This window comes from Acidisoma sp. 7E03 (assembly GCF_054665075.1).
The window spans coordinates 61664-81392 of record NZ_BAAFHE010000014.1 but is presented as its reverse complement, the minus strand read 5'-3'; the positions used below and the strand labels follow the sequence as shown (position 1 = coordinate 81392).

Sequence of the window (19729 nt, the reverse complement as noted above, 5' to 3'; positions counted from 1 at the left end):
CTTGGCCAGCCGCGCTTGACCCGGGGACCTACCCGCTGCAGCGCCCAGACGGGTGGATGCCCGGCATGAAGCGCGGCCGGCCAGGCCGGGCATGACGTTCATTCCGTAGAAATCTGACCGCCGTGCGGCGATCAGACCTCGTTCGGGGCGGCCGGACGGTCGAGATCGGAGGTCGGGGTAATCGGCGGGGCCGGCGCGGGCGCCGGGGCCACGCCGGGGGCCGGCGTCGCGGTGGCGGAAGGCGCCGGGTTGTCGGTCAGCATTTCGATCTGGCCGGTGATCTGGCCACCATCCTCCACCTGCAGGCGGCGGCAGCGGGCGCGGCCCAGCACACGGCCGGTGGCACGCACGACCAGGCTGGTGCGGGCGGTGACGACGCCATCGATGGTGCCGGCGATCTCGGCTTCCTCGACCTCGACTTCACCCTTGAAGACGCCGCCCTGAATGACGGCGAGTTCGGCGGCGTGGATCATGCTGGCTTCCACCGTGCCTTCCACCACCAGGCGCTCGGCATCGGTGATCGTGCCCTGCACGCTGATGCCGCGGCCGACGACCAGGGTGCGGCGCTCGCCACCTTCGGTCGCGCCGGGGGCGCGGCCCGGTGCCATCGCGGCCGGCGCGCGCGCCGGGGCCGGCGGCATGCTGGGGACGCTGTTGGACGGATTCGGAGCGAAGGGCGGTCGAGCCATGTCGGAAGGGTCCTTGTCCTTGGGCGGAGCGGGGCGGAAGGGCGGAACGCCGAGGCCAGTATCGGCAGGCTTGGCCGGAGCCGCACCCTGGGGCTGCGTTTTCAGTCCGGCGCCGAGGGGCAGTCCCCCGGCAGGCTTGAGGTCGTCTTCTGGTTTTGTGCTGCGGCGCTTGAACACGTTCGTCTCGTCCCTGCCTTGGCGAAGTCGCGGGCCTATCATGAACTTAGTGCCGTGAACAACCCAAGGTGTTCCTTTTGTTAAACCCCTGGATGCTAGCCGAGGTTTGCCAGCGGCCGAGGCCACTGCTACCGGATGGGCCGAATTTCAGAGACTTCGCACAGGAATCCGCATGACATCCCCTCGCTTCGACATCTTGAGCATCGGCAATGCCATTGTGGACATCCTGGCTGAGGTCGAGGATGGCTTCCTGGCCGATCAGGGCATGATCAAAGGCGCCATGGAGTTGATCGACGCGGCGCGGACCGACGTGCTCTATGCCGAGATGCCGCCCGCGGTGCAGACGAGCGGCGGGTCGGTCGCCAATACCGCCGCCGTCGCCGGCCAGATGGGCGCCCGCGCCGCCTTCATCGGCGTCGTCGCGGATGACGAATTCGGCAGCATCTTCCGCCACGACATCCGCGGCTCGGGAGTCCATTACGCGACGCCGCCGGCCAGTGGCACGGCGCCCACCGCGCGCTGCCTCATCCTGGTGACGCCGGACGGCCAGCGCACCATGAACACCTTCCTCGGCGTCTCCAGCACGCTCGCGCCCCACCATCTCGACCATGCGCTGATCGGGGACAGTGCCATCAGCTATCTCGAAGGCTTCCTCTTCTACGTGCCCGAATCGGCGCAGGCGAGCCGCCAGGCCGCGGAGATCGCCCATGCCGCCGGCCGGAAGGTCGCCATCAGCCTCTCCGACTTCCTCTGCGTGGAGCGCAATCTCGAGGCCTTCCAGACCATGGTGCGCGACCATGTGGACATTCTCTTCGCCAATGAACAGGAACTCGCGGCCCTCACCGGGCTCGCCGATTTCGACGCCGCCGCCGAGGCCGTGCGCGGCCAGGTGGACATCGCGGCGCTGACGCGCGGCTCCGGCGGCAGCGTGATCTTCCGCGGCGATGAGCGCGTCGAAATCGCGCCGGTGCCAACGACGGTGGTGGACACGACGGGCGCGGGCGACGCCTATGCCGCGGGCTTCATGACGGCACTGACGGCGGGCAAGGATCTCGCGACTTGCGGACGCTGGGGCAGCCGGGCGGCCGCCGAGACCATCAGCCGCATGGGCGCGCGTCCGCCAGGCGACCTCTCCTACCTGCGCGGCTGAACTTAGAGGGTGGGCCGAGGCCCACCCGCCCGGATCCGCGTGCGACCGGACGATACGTCAGGTGTTCTCGGTATCCAGCGCGTAGCCGGCAGCCCGCACGGTGCGCACCACATCCAGCTCGCCCGGGCCGTTGATCGCCTTGCGCAGCCGGCGGATATGCACGTCGACGGTGCGGGGCTCGACATGGATCGAGGGGCCCCAGATCGCGTCCAGCAGTTCCTCGCGCGAGAAGACGCGGCGCGGGCGCTGCATGAGGTATTCCATCAGGCGGTATTCGGTGGGGCCGAGGTGCAGCTGCCGGCCGTTGCGCATGATGCGATGGGCCGAGAGATCCAGCACGATGTCGTGGAAGCGCAGCTCGCCCTTGGCCGGCACGGTGTTGGAGCGGCGCATCAGTGCCCGCATCCGCGCGACCAGCGCCTCGGTGCTGAAGGGCTTCGTCACGTAGTCGTCGGCGCCGGTGTTCAGACCGCGCACCGCATCCTGGTCTTCGCTCCGTGCCGTGATCATGATCACCGGCAGTTCGCGCGTCGCGGGGCGCCGGCGGATCTGGCGGCACACCTCGATGCCCGACAGATGCGGCAGCATCCAGTCGAGCAGCACCATGTCGGGCTTCACTTCGTTGATGCGGCTCAGCGCTTCTTCGCCGTCGCCCGCTTCCTCCACGCGAAAGCCCTGCTTTTCGAGATTGTAGCGCAGCATGGTCATCAGCGCGGCCTCATCCTCGACGATGAGGACGAGCGGCTTGTTGGAGAGGGAGGAAACGCTGTCAGGACCCACGTCTGTCTTTCCTTGAAAGATCAGCCGCCCACCGGGCGGCTCGGCGCGAAGCTGCTTTCGCCCTTGGGGCGGTTGGCGGGCATCGTCTGGCCGGTAATGGCGTAATAGACCGTCTCGGCGATGTTGGTCGCATGGTCGCCCATGCGTTCCAGGTTCTTCGCCATGAACAGCAGATGCGTGCAGGGCGTGATGTTGCGCGGGTCTTCCATCATATAGGTGATCTGCTCGCGGAAGATCGCGGAATAGACGTCGTCGATGGCGCTGTCGGACCGCCACACCTCGACCGCCCGCTCGCCATTGTTCTCACCGATGGCGTCGACCGTCGATTTGAGGTTTTCCTGCACCAGGCGGCACATATGGGCGATGCCGCTCATCGAGAAGGGCACGGCGATCTCGTTCAGCACCAGGCTGCGCTTGGCGACGTTCGCCGCATAATCACCGATCCGCTCGAGGTCGCCGGCGATCTTGAGGGAGGAGACGATGAGCCGCAGGTCGGAGGCGACGGGTTGGCGGAGCGCCAGGAGCCGGATGGCGAAATCGCTGATGTCGCGCTCCAGAGCATCCACGGCCAGATCGTCCTGCACGGCGAAGCCGGCGGCCGTCGCATTATGCTCCAGCACGGCGCGCGTCGCATTGGCAGCCTGCGCCTCCACCATGCCGCCCATCTGCGTGAGCAAGCCCTTGAGGCGCCCCAGCTCCTGCTCGTAGCTCTTCACGATGTGCTCGCTTTCGGTCTCGTTGCGGTCCATGGGGCTCACCCGAACCGACCGGTGATGTATTCCTGCGTCCGCCGCTCCTTGGGATTGGTGAACATCGAGGCGGCCGCATCCACCTCCACCAGCTCGCCGAGATAGAAGAAGGCCACGCGATCCGCGCAGCGGGCTGCCTGCTGCATGTTGTGGGTGACGATGACGATGGTGAAGTCCTTCTTCAGCTCGTCGATCAGCTCCTCGACCTTCAGCGTGCTGATGGGGTCGAGCGCGCTGGTCGGCTCGTCGAGCAGCAGCACTTCGGGGCGAATGGCGATGGAGCGCGCGATGCAGAGGCGCTGCTGCTGACCGCCGGACATGCCGGTGGCGGGCGCCTTCAGACGATCCTTCACCTCGTCCCACAGCGCCGCGCGGCTCAGCGACCACTGCACCCGCTCGTCCATCTCGGCGCGGGAGAGCTTCTCGTGCAGGCGCACGCCGAAGGCGATGTTGTCGTAGATCGACATCTGGAAGGGCGTCGGCTTCTGGAAGACCATGCCGACCCGCCGGCGCAGGAGGTTGAGGTCGATCTTCTCGCCGACGATGTTCATGTCGTCCATCATCACCTCGCCCACCGCCCGCTGGCCGGGGTAGAGGTCGTACATGCGGTTGATCACCCGCAGCAGCGTGGACTTGCCGCAGCCGGAGGGCCCGATCATGGCCAGCACCCGGCGCTCATCCACGCTCAGATTGATGTTCTTGAGGGCGTGATTTTCGCCATAGTAGAAATTCAGGTCGCGGATCGCGATGCGGGTCCGCTGCTGTGCATTGGTGGTTGCGGCGAGGTTGTTCGCGGTCGGTCTTATCTGCTCAGTCACCGGCATCTCGACATTACTTTCCATGGACATTGACCGAATCCTTACCGATCCCGCCTGGATCAAGCGCGCACATAGCGGAGCTACCCCGGCGGAACCATGGGAAGTCCGTTAAGCTTTCATGACGGTCTTGCGTCACACCCCAGGGTGCGGCCCCGTTTTGCCATAAAAAGCACGGCCGCAGCATCCCTTTCCATGACCCTTCCATGGCACCCGGCGCCGGGCCGGCCGCTCACGCAGTCTTTGCCGCGCATCACAGACGTATTCCCAGATCACGTTTGCGCATCCGCCGGGAGGCCGGTAGAGCCTGGAGGAAAGGCGCCCGCCGGCCACGGCAGGCCAGGAATGATCGGAACACGGCATGCGGTTTGAAGCGGGACGGACTCTGACGGCGCGCGGCTTCCTCTTCGACATGGACGGGACGCTGGTCGATTCGGGCCCGGTGGTGGAGCGCGTCTGGGGCGCTTGGGCTGCGACCCAAGGGCTGGACGTGCACGGGCTGATGCCCGTCGCCCATGGCCGCCGCGCGGTCGAGACCATCGCCATGTTCGGCAAAGGCATCCTCGACATCGAGGCCGAGGCGCGCAAGCTGGAAGACGCGGAGCGGCTGGATACCGAGGGTCTGCTGGAAATCGCCGGCGCCCGGGCGCTCATCGCCTCTCTGCCGGCGGAGTCCTGGGCCGTCGTCACCTCGGCCGACGAAGCGCTGGCGCGCACACGCCTCGCCGCCTGCGGCCTGCCGATTCCCCGCGTCTTCATCACCGCCGAGTCGGTGGAGCGCGGCAAGCCCGACCCGCGCTGCTATCAGCTCGGCGCCGCAGGGCTCGGCCTCGACCCGCGGGACTGCATCGTCTTCGAGGATGCCGATGCCGGCCTCGCCGCCGGCCGCGCCGCCGGGGCGCAGATCGTCGCCGTCGCCTCCACCCAGTCGGCCGAAGGGCTGGACCGCAAGGGAGAACTCTGGGTGCCGGATCTCTCCGGCCTCCGCGTCACCCATCAGGACGGCGTGCTGCACCTCACCCACGTCTGAGGGCCGCGCCTGAGTCCCGATGCCGCCTCGCCTCGATTTGGTCATGAGATTGGGCGCATAGTTCGGCGGCATAACATGCGCAGGAGGACGCTTCATGATCGCAGCCATTCGGAGCAAGCGCATGCTCGCCGCGAGCGCGGCGGGCGCGACGGCCCTGCTCGCCTGCCTGACGCTGAGCGCGACCCCGGCTCATGCCTGGTGGCGCGGCGGCGTCTGGGTCGCGGGGCCGGGGCCCGCCTATTGGGGACCGCCCCCGGTGGTCTACCCGCCGCCGGTGGTGGTGGCGCCGCCGCCCGTCTATTACGCGCCACCCCCCGTGGTCTATGCCCCGCCGGCCGTGGTCTATCCGGCGCCGCCCGCGCCCTATTTCCCGCCGCAGCCGCAGAGCGCGACGGCCGCGGCGCGGAGCTGCATCACGCCCACCATGTCCTGCGCCATGACGGTCGCGCGCGCCCCAGGCTCGGGCTGCTACTGCTCGGATTCCACCGGCGACCGCAGCTACGGCACGGCGCAGTAACGCGGCTCTTCGCCGCCAGGGCTTGAGCCCTGGCCGCGTCCGGTCCATGAGCGGCGGCACGCCGCCCAGCGGCGCCAGGAGAAGGGCCGAGCAGGATGAGAGTGACCGCGCTGATCGTTTGCGCCGGGCGCGGCACCCGGATGGGGCCAGGCGCCCCCAAGCAATATCGCCGGCTGGGCGGCACCGCCGTGCTGCGCCACACGGCCGAAGCCTTCCTCCGCCACCCCGCCGTCACCGACGTCGCCGTCGTCATCCATGCCGAGGACGGGGCGCTCTATGAGGAGGCCGTGCGCGGCCTGTCCCTGCTGCCGCCCATCATCGGCGGCGCAACGCGCGATGCCTCGGTGCGCCTGGGGCTGGAAGCGCTCGCGGGGGATGCGGCGCCCGATCGCGTGCTGATCCATGACGGCGTGCGGCCGTTCGTGACCGCCGAGACGATTTCTGCCGCCATCGGCGCGCTCGATGCAGGCCCTGCGGCGATCGCGGCCATGCCGGTCTTCGACACGATCAAGCGGGCGGAGGGCGGCATCATCACGGCGACCATCGACCGCGCCGTGCTGTGGCGGGCGCAGACGCCGCAGGCCTTCCATTTTCCGGTGATCCTGGAGGCGCACCGCCGGGTCGCCGAACGGCGGGATCTACCGCCGGTGACGGATGACGCCTCGGTCGCCGAGGCACTCGGCATCCCCGTCGCCATCGTCCAGGGCTCCGAAGACGCCTTCAAGATCACGACGGAGGCGGACCTCCGTCGTGCCGAACGGCATCTCAGGGGCGACGAGTGAGGGGCTGACCCTGCCTCAGCCCTTCTCCACCAGTGACACGCCGTTCGCCTCGGCGATGAAGTCCGACAGCATCGGCACGTAGTCCTCGCCTCGCCCCGCGCCCACGGCGGCCGCGAAGGAATTGCGCACCGCCGCCCCCATCGGATTCGCGAACTGGGTCGCCGCGGCAAAACCCGCGAGATAGGTCATGTCCTTCAGCGCGTTGCGGATGGCGAAGAGATGGGCGTTGCGGTCCCGCTCCAGCACATATTTCATGAAGGTCTGGTAGAAGGCGCTGTCCATCCGCCCGCCGCGGATCACCTGGTCGAAGACCTGCGGCGTGAGGCCCGCCTTGGCACCCAGCGCCAGGGCTTCGGCATAGAGCGCGGCATAGCCCATGGACAGGAAGTTGTTCAGCAGCTTCATGGTGTGGCCGGTGCCGGTGGGGCCGGTCTGCACCACGCGGCCGGCGAAACAATCGATGATCGGCCGCACCCGCGCCACGACGTCCTCGGCGCCCCCCACCATCACGTCCAGCGTGCCCGCCTCGGCCTCCTTCGGCGTGCGGCTGAGCGGCGCGTCGATCAGGGTGATGCCGCGCTCGGCCAGGCGCGCGGCGAGCGCCATGGTCTGCGCGGGGTCAGAGGTCGAGCAGTCGATGATCACCAGCGGCCGCCCGGCGGAGGCCAGGCCCTCCGGCCCCTCCACCACCGCCGAGACTTCGGGCGAGCCAGTGACGCAGAGGACCACGACGTCGGCGGCTTCGGCCATCGCCCGCGCGCTCGTCACTTCCGTGGCACCCTCGGCCACCAGTTCCTCAATCGGGCCGCGGTTGCGATGGCCCATCACCACGAGCGGCCAGCCCTTACGCAGAATGTTGCGCGCCATGCCGCGGCCCATATGGCCGAGGCCGATAAATCCCACTCGTTCCTTGGTCAAAGCCGCCCTCTTTCTCTTCTTGCCTGATCCTCGGCCCCCAGACGCAGTTGACCCGGCGCCTTGCCTGGCGCCGGGTCATCCCGCGCGATCAGCCGGTCGGTCCATCACCTGCGGGGCAAATGCCCCGCAAGTCAAATCACCCCTCCGTCCGGATCAGACGACCTGCATCAGATGACTTGGGCGGCCCGCACGTCACCCGGCGCCAGCCGGTTGCCGAGCGGCAGGACGATGCGGCCATGGGTCTCGTTGATCACCTCCGCCGCCGAGACGTAGAAAGCGAGGATCGCGGTGACGAGGCCGGCATAGCCGCCGATCATGTGGGCGGCACCGATGCCCCAGGCCCCCAGCGCGAGCAGCAGGAAGGTGATCCAGAGGGCGAGGAAGATGTAAGAGACGGCCCGGGTGAGCGCCTGGCTGCCGATCCACATGTAGAAGGTGAAGACGCCCCACATGAAGAGATACCAGCCGACGAAGGCGGGCGGCACCTTGGCCTCGAAGAACAGCACGAAGAGGGCGAAGGACCACCAGAAGGCGCCGTAGGAGCAGAAGGCGACGAAGCCGAAGGTATTGCCGCGCGGCAGTTCCAGAACGCCCGCGACGAATTGTGCCGTGCCGCCGAAGGCGAAGGCCAGCGCCAGCACCATCGGCACGCTGGTCGCCGGATACCAGCCGGCATTGACCATGCTGAGCATCCAGGTGGTGAGCGCAAAGCCCACGAGCCCGAGGGGCGCCGGATTGGCAAGCTTGTTCATGTCGTTCTCCCATCGTCCCGAATGCCTGCGCCCGGGATCGCTTTGATTGGGCGGCAGAATCTCCGCCGCGGGCGAATCCTACACCCGTGCTGCGCGCCGATGAAAGATTCGTATCGTTTCCAGTATTCGGACTGTTTTCGCCCCCTTCCCGCACCCGGCAGCCGTGATAGGCTCGGCGCCACACACCCCAGGATGGAGAGACCCATGACGAGCCCGAGCTGGCACGAGAAAGCGGCCGCCCTCACCTTCGAGACGCGGTCCTTCATCGGTGGCGCGATGGCCGAGATGAGCGGCGGCCATTTCGAAACCATCAACCCCGCCAACGGCCAGGTGCTCGCCGCCATCGGGATCGCGACGGAAGCCGACGTGGACCGCGCCGTCGCCGATGGCCTGAAAGCTTTCAAAAGCGGCAGCTGGTCGCGCATGGACCCGCGGGACCGCATGGCGGTGATGTATCGCTTCGCCGATCTCATCGAAAAGGAAGTCGAGCTTCTCGCCCTGCTCGACACGCTCGACATGGGCAAGCCGATCAACGACATGGTGACGATCGACGTGCCCTCGGCCGCCCACACCATCCGCTTTTCCGCCGAATGCATCGACAAGATCACCGGCACGACGACGGCGAGCCCGGCGAACGTGCTGCATTACACGACGCGCGAGCCTTTGGGCGTGGTCGGCTGCATCGTCCCCTGGAACTATCCGCTGCTGATGGCGGTGTGGAAGATCGCGCCGGCGCTTGCCGCCGGCAATTCCGTCATCCTCAAACCCGCCGAACAATCCCCGCTCTCCGCCGTGCATCTCGCCCGCCTCTTCGTCGAGGCCGGCGGCCCGCCGGGCGTCTTCAACGTCGTCAATGGCCCCGGGGAGATCACCGGCCGCGCCCTCGCCCTGCACATGGACGTCGCGAAGGTCAGCTTCACCGGCTCCACCGAAATCGGCAAGCTCATGCTGGTCTATGCCGGCCAGTCCAACATGAAGAAGGTCGCGCTGGAATGCGGCGGCAAGACGCCGCAGATCATCCTCGGCGACAATCGCAACGTCGGCGCCATCGCCAAGACCGCGGCCTGGGGCATCTACAACAACATGGGCGAGGTCTGTAACGCGGGTTCGCGCCTGCTCATCGACAAGAAGATCCACGACGAGTTCCTGTTCAGCTTCATGCGCGAAGCCGAAGCCTGGCAGCCGGCCGATCCCTTGCTGGAAAGCACGAACATGGGCCCGCTCGTCACCTTCGAGCACCAGAAGCGCGTGCTCAACTACATCGACATCGGCAAGAACGAGGACCGCGCCTCCCTCGCCTTCGGCGGCAACGTGCCGCAGGGGCTGGAAAAGGGCGCCTATGTCGCGCCGACGCTCTTCACCGGCGTCAACAACAAGATGCGCATCGCGCAGGAAGAGATCTTCGGCCCCGTCGCCGCCCTCATCCCGGTGGATGGCGTGGAGAATGCGATCGCGGTGGCGAACGACACCATCTACGGCCTCGCCGCCGGCATCTGGACCACCGATCTCACCACCGCGCACCGCATGGCGCGGGAAGTCGAAGCCGGCACGGTCTGGGTCAATTGCTTCGACGAGGGCGACATGACGCAGCCCTTCGGTGGCTACAAGCAGTCGGGCGACGCCCGCGACAAGTGCTTCGACAGCGTGGTGAGCTACACGCAGTCGAAGTCGACCTGGGTGAAGCTGGCCTGAGCCCGAAAGGGCGGCCTCGGCCGCTCCGCTCCGCCCATGCCCTGGCCTCTCGCCTTGGTGCGCCACCCGGCCGTGTCGGGTGGCGCCGGCCGCTGCTACGGTGCGCTCGATCTGCCGCTCGCCGACCCCGCCGACATCCCGCCGATGGTCGCCGCCCTGGCGCCGCTGCAAGGTGCTGCGATCTGGACCAGCCCGCGCCGTCGCTGCCGCGCGGTCGCCGAGGCGATTGCCGCGGCTTGGCAGGCGCCGCCCCCGCGCCTGGACGACCGCTTGCAGGAGATGGATTTCGGCGCTTGGGAGGGCCGGGTGTGGGACGAGGTCCCCCGCGCGGCGCTGGATGACTGGGCGGCCGACCTCCTGGGCTTTGCCCCGCCCGGCGGCGAAAGCGGCGCCCATCTTCTCGCACGTGTCTCTAGCCTCTGGGCGGAGATCGCGGCACAGGGTAAAGCGCAGGTGCTCGTCACCCATGGCGGGCCGTTGAAAATCCTCACCGCTCTGGCCGAAGGCCGGCCGGTGGACCTTTCCGCCCCGGCGCCAGCTCTGGGCGCCGTGCGCATCATTCCCGTTTCGTCGCAGGAGGCATGACCCATGGCCGATACCCCGTCCTCTAGCCCGGCAATGGTGGAACTGCTGCAACTGCGCCGCAGCATCGACAACATCGACGCCGCCATGATCCATATGCTGGCGGAACGCTTCCGCTGCACCAAGGCGGTGGGCGCGCTGAAGGCGGCGCATGATCTACCGCCCGCCGACCCGGCGCGGGAAGAGCAGCAGATTGCCCGCCTCCGCAGCCTGGCCCAGGCCGCCGACCTTGACCCCGATTTCGCCGAGAAGTTCCTCACCTTCGTCATCCGCGAGGTGATCCGGCATCACGAGGCCGCCCGGCAGGGCTGAGCCGGCCGCGCGGCTTGACCCCAGGCCGGGCACCCCCCTAGCCTCCCCCAATGACGGATCACCGCGCGCCGCCCGAGGCCCCCGCCGCCCTGCCCCCGCCCGAGGGCCAGCAATATGCCATCACCCGGGAGAACCTGACCGACGGCTCTCTGCTCAGCTACATCCGCACCAATTCCCCGGAGGCCATGCGCTTCGCCAGCGATGCGGAGCTCGATGCGGATCTCGCCAGGACGCTCGGCACCCTGCCCGAGGGCGAGGACCTCTGGCTCTTCGGCTATGGCTCGCTGATCTGGAACCCGGTCATCGACTATGCCGAGCGGCGGGTCGCGACCATCCACGGCTATCACCGCAGCTACTGCCTGTGGCTGCATCTCGGCCGCGGCTCACCCGAAAACCCCGGCCTAATGCTGGCGCTGGATCATGGCGGCTCGTGCAGCGGCGTCGCCTTTCGCATCCCGCGCGCCCAGATGATCGGCGAGATGCGCCTGGTCTGGCGGCGGGAGATGGCGGGCCGCGCCTATTGCGCGGAATGGGTGACGGCGGAGACACCCAAGGGGCCGGTGCGGGCGCTCACCTTCGTCATCGACCGCACCTATCCCCGCTATGCGGGCGCGCTGGACGAAGCCGAGATTGCCGACCGGGTGGCGAGCGCTTCCGGCATCCTCGGCACCTGTGCCGCCTATCTCTTCGACACGGTCGCGGCACTCGCCGCCCTTGGCCTGTCGGACCCGATGCTGGACCGCATCGCCGCGCGCGTCACCGCCCGCACGAACTCAGGCGGGATCAGCGGTAGCCCGGCCGATTGACCGGGCCGCCGGCGTTGTAGGGCTGAACGCCCGCACCCGGCGCGCCGTAGCCGACACCAGGTGTGACCCCCGCGCCATAGGCGCCGACCCCTGGCCGTGGCGCCACACCGGCACCGGGAGCACCCGCGCCCGCCCCGGGCACGACGCCGACGCCGGGCGCACCGGCGCCGGGCGTTGCCACCGGATGCGCGACGCAGCCGGGCGGGTAGCCCGGCCTCCGGCAATACCGTGCCTCTGCCGCGCTAGGCGCGAGGGCGGAGACCAGGAGAACCACCGCGAGGCCACAGAGGGCCGAGCCTGGCATCCGCTTCATGACTGCCGTCATCCCCTCTCCGTTTCGCATGCCGAGTGTACGATGCCGAAACGGGGCTTAAAACGGCACAAATAGGGTGCATCGTCCGGCCGCCGTCGGCCCGCGCCGCAAACTCCATTTGACAGCTCTCCCGACGCTTCGTAACGTCCGACCATTCAAAAGTCGGATAATTAGAAGACCCGGCAGAGACCCCGGATAGGGGGCCTGACCACGGCATAAACGGGGGAACCGACAGGATGGACCAGGAGCCGCCGGCTGTCCGGCCGTACCAGCATATCGTCAGGGCGGACGGCATCAGCCTGTCCTACGGCAAGATCCGCGCGCTGCAGGGGATCGACCTCGCGATCGGCCGCAACGAAATCGTGGGGCTCATCGGCGACAACGGCGCCGGCAAATCGACGCTCATCAAGGTGCTGACCGGCGTCGTGCGGCCGACCAACGGCCGGCTCTACATTCGCGACGAGCTGGTTGACTGGACACGCTACTCGGTGCGGGAGGCGCACCGGCTGCGCTTCGAGACGGTCTATCAGGAGAAGTCACTCGGCGAGAAGCAGCCGCTGTGGCGCAACATCTTCGTGGGCCGACAGCTCACCAACCGCTTCGGCTTCATCAAGGTGGCGGAAGAGCGGCGCATCGCGAACGACCTGCTGAAGAATCGCCTGGGCTTCCGCGGTGTCGGCATCGACGCCGATTCGACCATCTCCAAGCTCTCGGGCGGGGAGCGGCAAGGCATCGCCATCGGGCGCGCCATGCATTTCGACAGCGATCTCATCATCCTGGACGAGCCGACGGTGGCGCTCGCCATCAGCGAAGTCCGCAAGGTTCTCGACTTCGTGCGCTCGATCAAGGACTCGGGCCGGGCCTGCATCTACATCGAGCACAACCTGGCGCATGTCCACGAACTGGCCGACCGGCTGATCGTGCTGGACCGCGGACGGATCGTCGCCGACATCAAGTCCGGCGAAATGACGCTGGAAGAACTCACGAAATTCCTGATCGACCTGCAGCACGGCGGCCGCAACGTGGGGGTTGGCTGATGAGCACGCATCTCTCTGCGAACGGGGCACAGCGGCCGGGCGCGCGGGGCTTCGCCCGCCTAGCCGGCATCGAGGGTCTGCCCATCATCCTGGTCTGCATCCTGCTCGTGCTGCTCTTCGTCGTCTTCGCGCCGCGCGTCTTCCTGCACTGGCCGATCTACTTCTCCTTCCTCACCACCGTGCCGCCGATGATGGTGCTGGCGACGGGCCTCACCCTCGTCGTCGCGGCCGGCGAGATCGACCTCTCCTTCCCCTCCATCCTCGCCTTCTCCGGCTATCTCTTCTCGGTCTGCGCGGGGGATCTCGGCAGCCCCTGGCTCGGCGTCGTCGCGGCCCTCGCGGGCGGTGCGCTGGTGGGTGTCGTCAACGGCCTGCTCGTCGCGCTCGTCGGCGTGCCCTCCATCATCGTCACCATCGGTACGCAGTTCTTCTGGGCCGGGGCGGCCTCCATCCTCTCCGGTGGCCAGTCGGACGCCTTGCAGCAGCTCGACGGCACCGCGGTCTACAACGTCTTCGCGGGTGACCTCTTCGGCGTGCTGCCGATGCAATTCGTCTGGGCGGCGGGGCTCGCCGTCTTCACCTGGTTCATCCTCAACCGCCATCGCTTCGGCGAGCATGTGCTCTTCATCGGCGACAGCCGTCAGGTGGCGCGGGTCGCCGGCATCAACGTGACGCGGGAGACGATCAAGCTCTTCACCACCATGGGTCTCTTCGGTGGCTTCGCGGCGGTGCTGCTGACGATTGAAAACCTCAACTACTTCTCGACCCAGGGCCAGGGCTATCTGCTGCCCGCCCTTGCCGGCGTCTTCATCGGCGGTACCTCGGTCTTCGGCGGCACGGCGACCGTCGTCGGCACCTTCTTCGGCACCTTCATCATCGGCATGCTGGAAGCCGGCATCGTCGCCACCGGCATCGCCGGCTTCTGGGTGCAGGCGATCGAAGGAATCATCTTCGTCGCCGCCGTCACCCTGCATCTGATCGTCGACAGCCCGGCCAAGCTCCGGGCGATCGGCGGTTTCGTGGGCCTCCATCGCGGATAGCGCGCCCGGCCCTCTTTCCCAAGACCAACAAGAACACGAGGGAGACTGTCATGAGAGGATTGAAATCGGCACTGCTGGCCGGCATCGGCCTGGTGGCATTCGGCGTCGCCGCGCATGCGACGGAGCCGACCACCAAGGGTCCGCTCGGAGAGGGCATGGTGATGTACATGCAGATGGGCGGCAATCCCGGTGACGGCGCAACGCTCGCGCGCCAGACCGGCGCGGCCGACGCCGCCCATGCCTTCGGCATCAAGGTGATCGAGCAGTTCTCGGCCTGGAGCCCCGAGAAGATGCTGACGCAGTTCCGCCAGGCCATGGCGGCGCAGCCCACCTGCATCGGCATCACCGGGCATCCCGGGGATGACGCCTTCGACCCGCTGATCGACAAGGCCGAGAAGCAGGGCATCTTGGTGACCGTCGGCAATACGCCGCTGCCCAATGCCGAGAAGATGTTCGGTGACAAGGGCACGGGCTATGCCGGCGTCGATCTCTATGTCGGTGGCCAGATCACCGCGAATGCCATGCTGGCGGCCGGGCTGAAATCCGGCGACGAGGCGCTGGAATATGGCGTCTTCAACGAAACCACGCGCAGCCAGAGCGATCGCGGCCTGGCGGACACGCTGGAGAAGGCCGGCGTGAAGGTGACGAAGCTCGAAATCTCGCCGCAGGTGGACAGTGACTCGTCGCTCGCCGTGCCCATCCTCGTCGCCTTCCTCGAATCCCACCCCAATCTGAAGGCGATCGGCACCCAGCATGGCGGCGTCACCGCCTTCATTCCGCAGGCGCTGAAGCAGGTCGGCAAGAAGCCGGGTGACGTCATAGTCGGCGGTATTGATCTGGCGCCCGCGACGATCGCGGGGCTGCAGTCCAAATACATCACGGCGACGCTGGACCAGCAGCTCTACCTGCAGGGCTTCCTGCCGGTGATGCAGTGCGTGCTTTCGTCTAAGTACAAATTTGCCGGGCTGAACATCAATACCGGCGCGGGTGTGGAGACGCCGCAGAGCATCGACGCGCTGATCCCGCTGATCAAGCGCGGCATCCGGTAGAGCGGTTCAGATCGTAACTGAAACACTCTCATCGCGTCATCGCCGGGCTTGACCCGGGGGCCGACCCACTGCGGCGCCCTGACAGCGTCTGGGCGCCCAGGCGGGTAGACCCGCGGCATGAAGCCGCGGGTGACGGTGAAGGGAGCGCGTCAGGTGAAGGGTTCGCTCCCTTCATGATCCGCGCGGCGACGGGGCCGGCAATCGGACAAGCCGCAATCATAGCGCAGATGATCGTTCAAAGGTGCCGCTTCGGGCACCGGCGCATCATCGGCGAGAAGCCGGCGCAGGATCGCGCCGGGAGGCCGCGCCACGGCCCCGAAGGGTGGAAAGAGCCATAACCAGCGGGCGAGAAGTGGGTTCATGACCAGGCCAATCTTTCTGAGGGGAAGAGGGGCCGGACATAAAAAAACCCCTCGGGTGAGAGGGGTTTGGGTCGTCGACTCAGGCTGTTTTCATCTGCCTAGCGTACACGATCCCCACCCCTGCCGTCGTCGATATGACGACGCACGGCATAATTCAGCATCATGCGGGTGGAGACTTGGATCATGCCACAAACTGGCGCCGCGAACGTCGCTTTGTCAATGGGAAATTCTGGCGCGCCAACTCGTTGCCTGATGGCAACCTGATACGGTTCAGAGGCGCGGCGCGAGCAGCAGCAGCACCGCGATCTCGGTGATCTGCTCGGCAGCCCCCAACGTGTCGCCGGTATAGCCACCCAAGCGCCGGTCGCCGAACCAGGCGGCGCCCAGCGCCACCAGCAGCACGGCGGCGGCCGTGAGTGCCGTCGCATGCAGCCCGCCACAGAGGAGGCCGATCAGGATGGCGATGCCCCAGGCGGCCAAGACCCGGGCGGAGGACAGCAGGCCGAGGCTGGCCGCGAGCCCGCCCGGCCGCGCTGGGCCGGACAGCAGCAAGACGCCCGGCATCGCGGCGCGGCCCGCGACCGCGGCCAGCAGCACCGCCGGCACCACGCGCGCAGGCTCGGTGATGGCGGCAAGCGCGCCGGCGCGCAGAGCAACGGACGCGATGAGCGCGAGCACGCCATAGCTGCCGATGCGGCTGTCCTTCATGATGGCGAGCCTCCGCTCCGGCGTCGCCCCACCGGTGCCGTCCGCCGTATCGGCCAAGCCGTCCTCATGAAAGCCGCCTGTCGTCAGCACCATGGCGAAGACGGCGAGCAGGCCGGAGAGCCAGGGCGTGAGATCCCAGCGCAGCGCGAGGGTATAGACGAGACCGCCGATCAGCCCGGCCACGGCGCCCACCAGCGGCCAGGCCCACACCCCCTGCCCCGGCGCGGAGGCGCGCGCGGCCTTCGGCAGGGGCAGCCGGGTCAGCAAGCCGAAGGCCGAGGCGAGATCGGCCTTCACGCTCATCGGCGTCTCAGCCCCGATTGTCGACGGCGGCTTCCGCGAAGGTCGCCATGCCGGCATGGCAGGCGACACCCGCGCGCAGGATGGAGACCGCGAGGGCCGCGCCCGAGGCCTCGCCCAGCCGCATGTCGAGCGCGAGCAGCACCGGGCGGTGCAGTTCGGCGATCAACCGGCGGTGTCCGGCCTCAGCGGAGGCATGGCCGATCAAAGTGTGGTCCAAGCCATCCGCCATCAGCCGGATGAGGGGTGCGGCGGCGGCGGAGCAGACGAAGCCGTCCAGCAGCACCGGGATGCTGTGGCGCCGGGCGGCGAGCACGGCACCCAGGATCGCCGCCGTCTCCCGCCCGCCGAGGCGGCGGGCGACTTCCCAGGGGTCGCGCAGCGCTTCGCCATGGAAGGCGATGGCACGCTCCACCACCTCCGCCTTGTGGGCGACGCCGGCGGCATCGAGCCCCGTGCCGCGCCCGGCCCACGCGGCACCCGTGCCGCCGAAGAGGGCGCGGGACATGGCGGCCGCCGCCGTCGTATTGCCGATGCCCATCTCGCCCAGGCAGAGCAGGTCGGTCCCGGGGACCACGGCGTCGTACCCTGCCTTGAGGGCGGCGCGGAATTCGAAGGGCGTCATCGCCGCGGCTTCGGTGAAGTCCGCAGTGGGTTTGTCGAGCTGGACCGGCACCACCGAGAAGCTGGCGCCGACGCTGCGTGCAATCTGGTTCACCGCCGCACCATTGGCACGGAAATTCGCCACCATCTGTTCGGTGACGGAGGCCGGATAGGGCGAGACGCCTTGCGCGGTGACGCCGTGATTGCCGGCGAAGACCAGCACGTCCACCTGATCCAGCCGCGGCATGTCCCGCCGCTGCCAGCGGGCGAGCCATTCCACCCCTTCCTCCAGCAGGCCGAGGCTGCCGGGCGGCTTGGTGAGCTGTGCCTGCCGGCGCATGACCGCGGCGGCTGCTTCCAGGTCCGGCCCGGGGAGTTTACGCAGCAGCTCCTGCAGGAAATCCCCTTGGGATGCCATCATACGGAGTGCTCCTCTTGCGCGATGAGATGGAAGAAGCTGCCGGTCACGAAGCCGCGGCGGCTGCCGGCCTGGCCGAGCGCCACACCGCCTGCATCCGCCAGTTCGACGAAAGCCTGGTCCGGTCCGGGCTCGGACAGGGTCGCATAGTGGAATTCATGCCCCCGCAGCACGGTGCCGGCCGGCCCCAAGGGACCGGAGGCCAGCAGGGTCGCGCGGCGGTAGCCGAGGTGCATCTTGCGCGCGGCGAAGCTCGTCGCGTGGCCCAGCAGTCTCACCATCTCGTGAGTTTGTCCAGAGACATCGGTGAGCGCCGTGCCCAGCACCATGTAGCCGCCGCATTCGCCATGCACCGGCCGGGTTTCCGCGAAACGGTGCAGGCCGTGCTTGAATCCGCGCGCGGCGGCCAGCGCCCCCGCATGCAGCTCGGGGTAGCCGCCGGGCAGCCAGCAGGCATCGGCGTGTTCGGCCGGTGCCTCGTCGGCGAGCGGCGAAAAGAAGGAAATCTCGGCCCCCGCGCGGCGCCAGCCGGCCAGGAGATGCGGGTAGAGGAAGGTGAAGGCGGCGTCCCGCGCGACCGCGATGCGCTGGCCCGGCGGGCGCAGCGCGGGCTGCGCCGAGGGTTGCAGCCCCAGGGGCTGCGCTGCCGCCAGCAGAGCGTCGAGATCGAAGCGGGCTTCGGCAAGATCGGCGAGGGCCGCGATCCGCGCCGCGAGATCGCCCGTCTCCTCTGCCTGGACCAGGCCGAGATGCCGCTCCGGCAAAGTGATGGCCGCCGCGCGCGGCAATCCGCCGAAGACTGGCAGGCCCACCACCTGCATCGCCGGGCGAATGCCGGCCTCGTGCTTGGCACTGCCCAGCCGATTGAGGATGACGCCGGCGATCGCGACCCCTGGCTCCATCCCGATGAAGCCGCGTGCGACGGCCGCCGCCGTCTGGCTCTGGCCCGAAACGTCCATCACGAGGGCGACCGGCAGGCCGAAGCGCGCCGCGAGATCGGCCGCGCGCCCGGCGCGACCCGCAGGGCCGGCGCCGTCGAAGAGACCCATAGAGGCTTCGATGAGCAGGAGATCCGCGCCCTCGGCCGCGGCCGCGGCCAGGGCATCGAGTTGGCCGGGCGCCATGGCCCAACTGTCGAGGTTGAGCACCGCCCGCCCCGTCGCCACCGCATGGAAGGCCGGGTCGATGTAGTCCGGGCCGGACTTGGCGACGGCAATGGTGAGACCCCGGCGGCGGAGCGCAGCCGCGAGCGCCAGCGTCACCGTCGTCTTGCCCGAGCCCGAGCGCGGTGCGGCCAGGATCAGGCCGCGCACGCTCATCCGCGCAGCTCCGGCGCGAGCTGGGCGACGAGATCCAGAATCTGACGGCGGAGGGCGACAATGCGGCCGATGACGATGAGGGCCGGCGCCGCATCCTCCGCCCCGGCCGCGATATCGGGGATATGGGCGACATCCGTCACCGTCACCCGCTGCTCCGGCGTGGTGGCGCCCTGGATGAGGGCGGCGGGCATATCCGCCGGCATGCCGCCCGCCATCAGGCGGCGGGCGATGGTGCCGATGCGCTTGGCGCCCATGTAGAGCACGATGGGCTGGCCGAGCCCGGCCATCGCTTCCCAGTTCAGCGTCGCATGCTGGCTTTCCGCGCCATGGCCGGTCGCGAAGATGATGGCCTGGTTGACGCCCCGCATGGTGGCGGGAATGAGGGCGGCGGCGAGCCCGGCCACACCCGCCGTCATGCCCGGAATGACGCGGAAGGGGATGCCGGCTTCGGCGAGGGTCAGGATTTCCTCCCCGCCGCGGCCGAAGACGAAGGGATCGCCGCCCTTGAGCCGCAGCACGCGCCGCCCGGCGCGGGCCTGCACCACGAGTTCGGCGGAAATCCCGGCCTGTTCGGAGGAGGGCTTGCCACCGCGCTTGCCGGCATGGATCAGCTCCGCCCCCGGCTGGATCAGCGAGAAGATCTCGGTCCCCACCAGCGCGTCATGCAGCACGACCTCGGCCTGGGCGAGGGCGCTGACGGTATCGAGGGTGAGCAGCCCGATGTCACCCGGTCCGGCGCCCGCCAGCCAGACATGGCCCGGCTCCAGCCGCGGCCGGTTTGCGATCAGGCGCGCGAACCCCCTCTCCCGCTCGGTCTCCATCACCATCC

At 68.5% G+C, this 19729-nt stretch carries 23 protein-coding genes and 1 pseudogene; 11 read left to right on the top strand and 13 right to left on the bottom strand.

Annotated elements, in window-relative coordinates; all coding sequences use genetic code 11:
- Positions 1 to 131 precede the first annotated feature (131 nt).
- A complete protein-coding gene (locus ACYQ6W_RS19380; RefSeq protein ID WP_459677633.1) occupies positions 132 to 689 on the bottom strand; it encodes a bactofilin family protein in 558 nt (185 codons plus the stop codon).
- Positions 690 to 1032: 343 nt separating this feature from the next.
- On the opposite strand from ACYQ6W_RS19380, the gene ACYQ6W_RS19375 reads away from it, so the two are divergent.
- On the top strand, positions 1033 to 2016 hold the full coding sequence (locus ACYQ6W_RS19375; RefSeq protein WP_459677659.1) for an adenosine kinase: 984 nt from the start codon (positions 1033 to 1035) through the stop codon (positions 2014 to 2016).
- Between the two features lie 57 nt (positions 2017 to 2073).
- Here ACYQ6W_RS19375 and phoB read toward each other — a convergent pair whose 3' ends face one another.
- Genes phoB through pstB form a run of 3 tightly spaced genes read right to left on the bottom strand, consistent with a single transcriptional unit; the run spans position 2074 to position 4393 of the window.
- Positions 2074 to 2796 carry a phosphate regulon transcriptional regulator PhoB gene (gene phoB, locus ACYQ6W_RS19370; RefSeq protein ID WP_459677631.1) on the bottom strand — a complete coding sequence of 241 codons (723 nt, stop codon included), beginning with the start codon at positions 2794 to 2796 and terminating at the stop codon, positions 2074 to 2076.
- A 20-nt stretch (positions 2797 to 2816) separates the two neighbouring features.
- Positions 2817 to 3545 carry a phosphate signaling complex protein PhoU gene (gene phoU / locus ACYQ6W_RS19365; RefSeq protein WP_459677630.1) on the bottom strand — a complete coding sequence of 243 codons (729 nt, stop codon included), beginning with the start codon at positions 3543 to 3545 and terminating at the stop codon, positions 2817 to 2819.
- Between the two features lie 5 nt (positions 3546 to 3550).
- Entirely contained in the window at positions 3551 to 4393 is an 843-nt protein-coding gene (pstB, locus tag ACYQ6W_RS19360) for a phosphate ABC transporter ATP-binding protein PstB (protein ID WP_459677628.1), read from the bottom strand.
- Positions 4394 to 4721: 328 nt separating this feature from the next.
- Between pstB and ACYQ6W_RS19355 the strand changes: the two genes are divergently transcribed.
- From ACYQ6W_RS19355 to ispD, 3 genes are all read left to right on the top strand, one after another.
- On the top strand, positions 4722 to 5390 hold the full coding sequence (locus ACYQ6W_RS19355) for an HAD-IA family hydrolase (protein ID WP_459677627.1): 669 nt from the start codon (positions 4722 to 4724) through the stop codon (positions 5388 to 5390).
- A gap of 94 nt (positions 5391 to 5484) precedes the next feature.
- Complete coding sequence (locus ACYQ6W_RS19350) at positions 5485 to 5907, top strand: hypothetical protein (protein WP_459677626.1); 423 nt, start codon at positions 5485 to 5487, stop codon at positions 5905 to 5907.
- A gap of 101 nt (positions 5908 to 6008) precedes the next feature.
- Positions 6009 to 6689: a 2-C-methyl-D-erythritol 4-phosphate cytidylyltransferase gene (ispD, locus tag ACYQ6W_RS19345; RefSeq protein WP_459677625.1), complete on the top strand. Its 681-nt coding sequence runs from the start codon at positions 6009 to 6011 to the stop codon at positions 6687 to 6689.
- A 15-nt stretch (positions 6690 to 6704) separates the two neighbouring features.
- Here ispD and ACYQ6W_RS19340 read toward each other — a convergent pair whose 3' ends face one another.
- From ACYQ6W_RS19340 to ACYQ6W_RS19330, 3 genes and pseudogenes are all read right to left on the bottom strand, one after another.
- Complete coding sequence (locus tag ACYQ6W_RS19340) at positions 6705 to 7127, bottom strand: NAD-binding protein (RefSeq protein ID WP_459677657.1); 423 nt, start codon at positions 7125 to 7127, stop codon at positions 6705 to 6707.
- 6 nt (positions 7128 to 7133) lie between these two features.
- Positions 7134 to 7622: pseudogene (locus tag ACYQ6W_RS19335) on the bottom strand (NAD(P)-dependent oxidoreductase); the annotation flags it as partial.
- A 152-nt stretch (positions 7623 to 7774) separates the two neighbouring features.
- Positions 7775 to 8359 (bottom strand): acetate uptake transporter, encoded by a 585-nt coding sequence (locus ACYQ6W_RS19330; protein WP_459677624.1) that lies wholly within the window; start codon positions 8357 to 8359, stop codon positions 7775 to 7777.
- Positions 8360 to 8563: 204 nt separating this feature from the next.
- Between ACYQ6W_RS19330 and ACYQ6W_RS19325 the strand changes: the two genes are divergently transcribed.
- The 4 genes from ACYQ6W_RS19325 to ACYQ6W_RS19310 are packed head-to-tail and all read left to right on the top strand — an operon-like array spanning position 8564 to position 11751.
- Positions 8564 to 10051, top strand: a complete 1488-nt coding sequence (locus ACYQ6W_RS19325; protein WP_459677623.1) for an aldehyde dehydrogenase — start codon at positions 8564 to 8566, stop codon at positions 10049 to 10051.
- Between the two features lie 36 nt (positions 10052 to 10087).
- Positions 10088 to 10636: a histidine phosphatase family protein gene (locus tag ACYQ6W_RS19320; protein ID WP_459677621.1), complete on the top strand. Its 549-nt coding sequence runs from the start codon at positions 10088 to 10090 to the stop codon at positions 10634 to 10636.
- 3 nt (positions 10637 to 10639) lie between these two features.
- Positions 10640 to 10945 (top strand): chorismate mutase, encoded by a 306-nt coding sequence (locus ACYQ6W_RS19315; RefSeq protein WP_459677620.1) that lies wholly within the window; start codon positions 10640 to 10642, stop codon positions 10943 to 10945.
- Between the two features lie 50 nt (positions 10946 to 10995).
- Positions 10996 to 11751, top strand: coding sequence for a gamma-glutamylcyclotransferase (locus ACYQ6W_RS19310; RefSeq protein WP_459677618.1), 756 nt, complete (start codon positions 10996 to 10998; stop codon positions 11749 to 11751).
- Here the strand turns inward: ACYQ6W_RS19310 and ACYQ6W_RS19305 are convergent.
- Complete coding sequence (locus ACYQ6W_RS19305; RefSeq protein ID WP_459677617.1) at positions 11729 to 12076, bottom strand: hypothetical protein; 348 nt, start codon at positions 12074 to 12076, stop codon at positions 11729 to 11731. The two genes, ACYQ6W_RS19310 and ACYQ6W_RS19305, sit on opposite strands and share 23 nt — an antisense overlap.
- A gap of 224 nt (positions 12077 to 12300) precedes the next feature.
- Between ACYQ6W_RS19305 and ACYQ6W_RS19300 the strand changes: the two genes are divergently transcribed.
- The 3 genes from ACYQ6W_RS19300 to ACYQ6W_RS19290 are packed head-to-tail and all read left to right on the top strand — an operon-like array spanning position 12301 to position 15190.
- Positions 12301 to 13101, top strand: a complete 801-nt coding sequence (locus ACYQ6W_RS19300; protein ID WP_459677616.1) for an ATP-binding cassette domain-containing protein — start codon at positions 12301 to 12303, stop codon at positions 13099 to 13101.
- Entirely contained in the window at positions 13101 to 14141 is a 1041-nt protein-coding gene (locus ACYQ6W_RS19295) for an ABC transporter permease (RefSeq protein ID WP_459677615.1), read from the top strand. The genes ACYQ6W_RS19300 and ACYQ6W_RS19295 overlap by 1 nt, the downstream gene beginning before the upstream one ends.
- A gap of 50 nt (positions 14142 to 14191) precedes the next feature.
- Entirely contained in the window at positions 14192 to 15190 is a 999-nt protein-coding gene (locus ACYQ6W_RS19290; RefSeq protein ID WP_459677613.1) for a sugar ABC transporter substrate-binding protein, read from the top strand.
- A gap of 149 nt (positions 15191 to 15339) precedes the next feature.
- Here the strand turns inward: ACYQ6W_RS19290 and ACYQ6W_RS19285 are convergent, their stop codons facing one another.
- The 5 genes from ACYQ6W_RS19285 to cobA all read right to left on the bottom strand — a co-directional run bounded on the left by ACYQ6W_RS19285 (position 15340) and on the right by cobA (position 19727).
- Positions 15340 to 15552: a hypothetical protein gene (locus ACYQ6W_RS19285; RefSeq protein WP_459677611.1), complete on the bottom strand. Its 213-nt coding sequence runs from the start codon at positions 15550 to 15552 to the stop codon at positions 15340 to 15342.
- Positions 15553 to 15822: 270 nt separating this feature from the next.
- Entirely contained in the window at positions 15823 to 16563 is a 741-nt protein-coding gene (cobS, locus tag ACYQ6W_RS19280; protein WP_459677609.1) for an adenosylcobinamide-GDP ribazoletransferase, read from the bottom strand.
- A gap of 7 nt (positions 16564 to 16570) precedes the next feature.
- Positions 16571 to 17584, bottom strand: a complete 1014-nt coding sequence (gene cobT / locus ACYQ6W_RS19275) for a nicotinate-nucleotide--dimethylbenzimidazole phosphoribosyltransferase (RefSeq protein WP_459677608.1) — start codon at positions 17582 to 17584, stop codon at positions 16571 to 16573.
- Positions 17581 to 18900: a cobyrinate a,c-diamide synthase gene (locus ACYQ6W_RS19270; RefSeq protein ID WP_459677607.1), complete on the bottom strand. Its 1320-nt coding sequence runs from the start codon at positions 18898 to 18900 to the stop codon at positions 17581 to 17583. The genes cobT and ACYQ6W_RS19270 overlap by 4 nt, the downstream gene beginning before the upstream one ends.
- The gene (gene cobA, locus ACYQ6W_RS19265) at positions 18897 to 19727 is read right to left on the bottom strand and encodes a uroporphyrinogen-III C-methyltransferase (protein ID WP_459677606.1); all 831 of its coding nucleotides are present in this window, start codon (positions 19725 to 19727) and stop codon (positions 18897 to 18899) included. The genes ACYQ6W_RS19270 and cobA overlap by 4 nt, the downstream gene beginning before the upstream one ends.
- Positions 19728 to 19729: the final 2 nt, after the last annotated feature.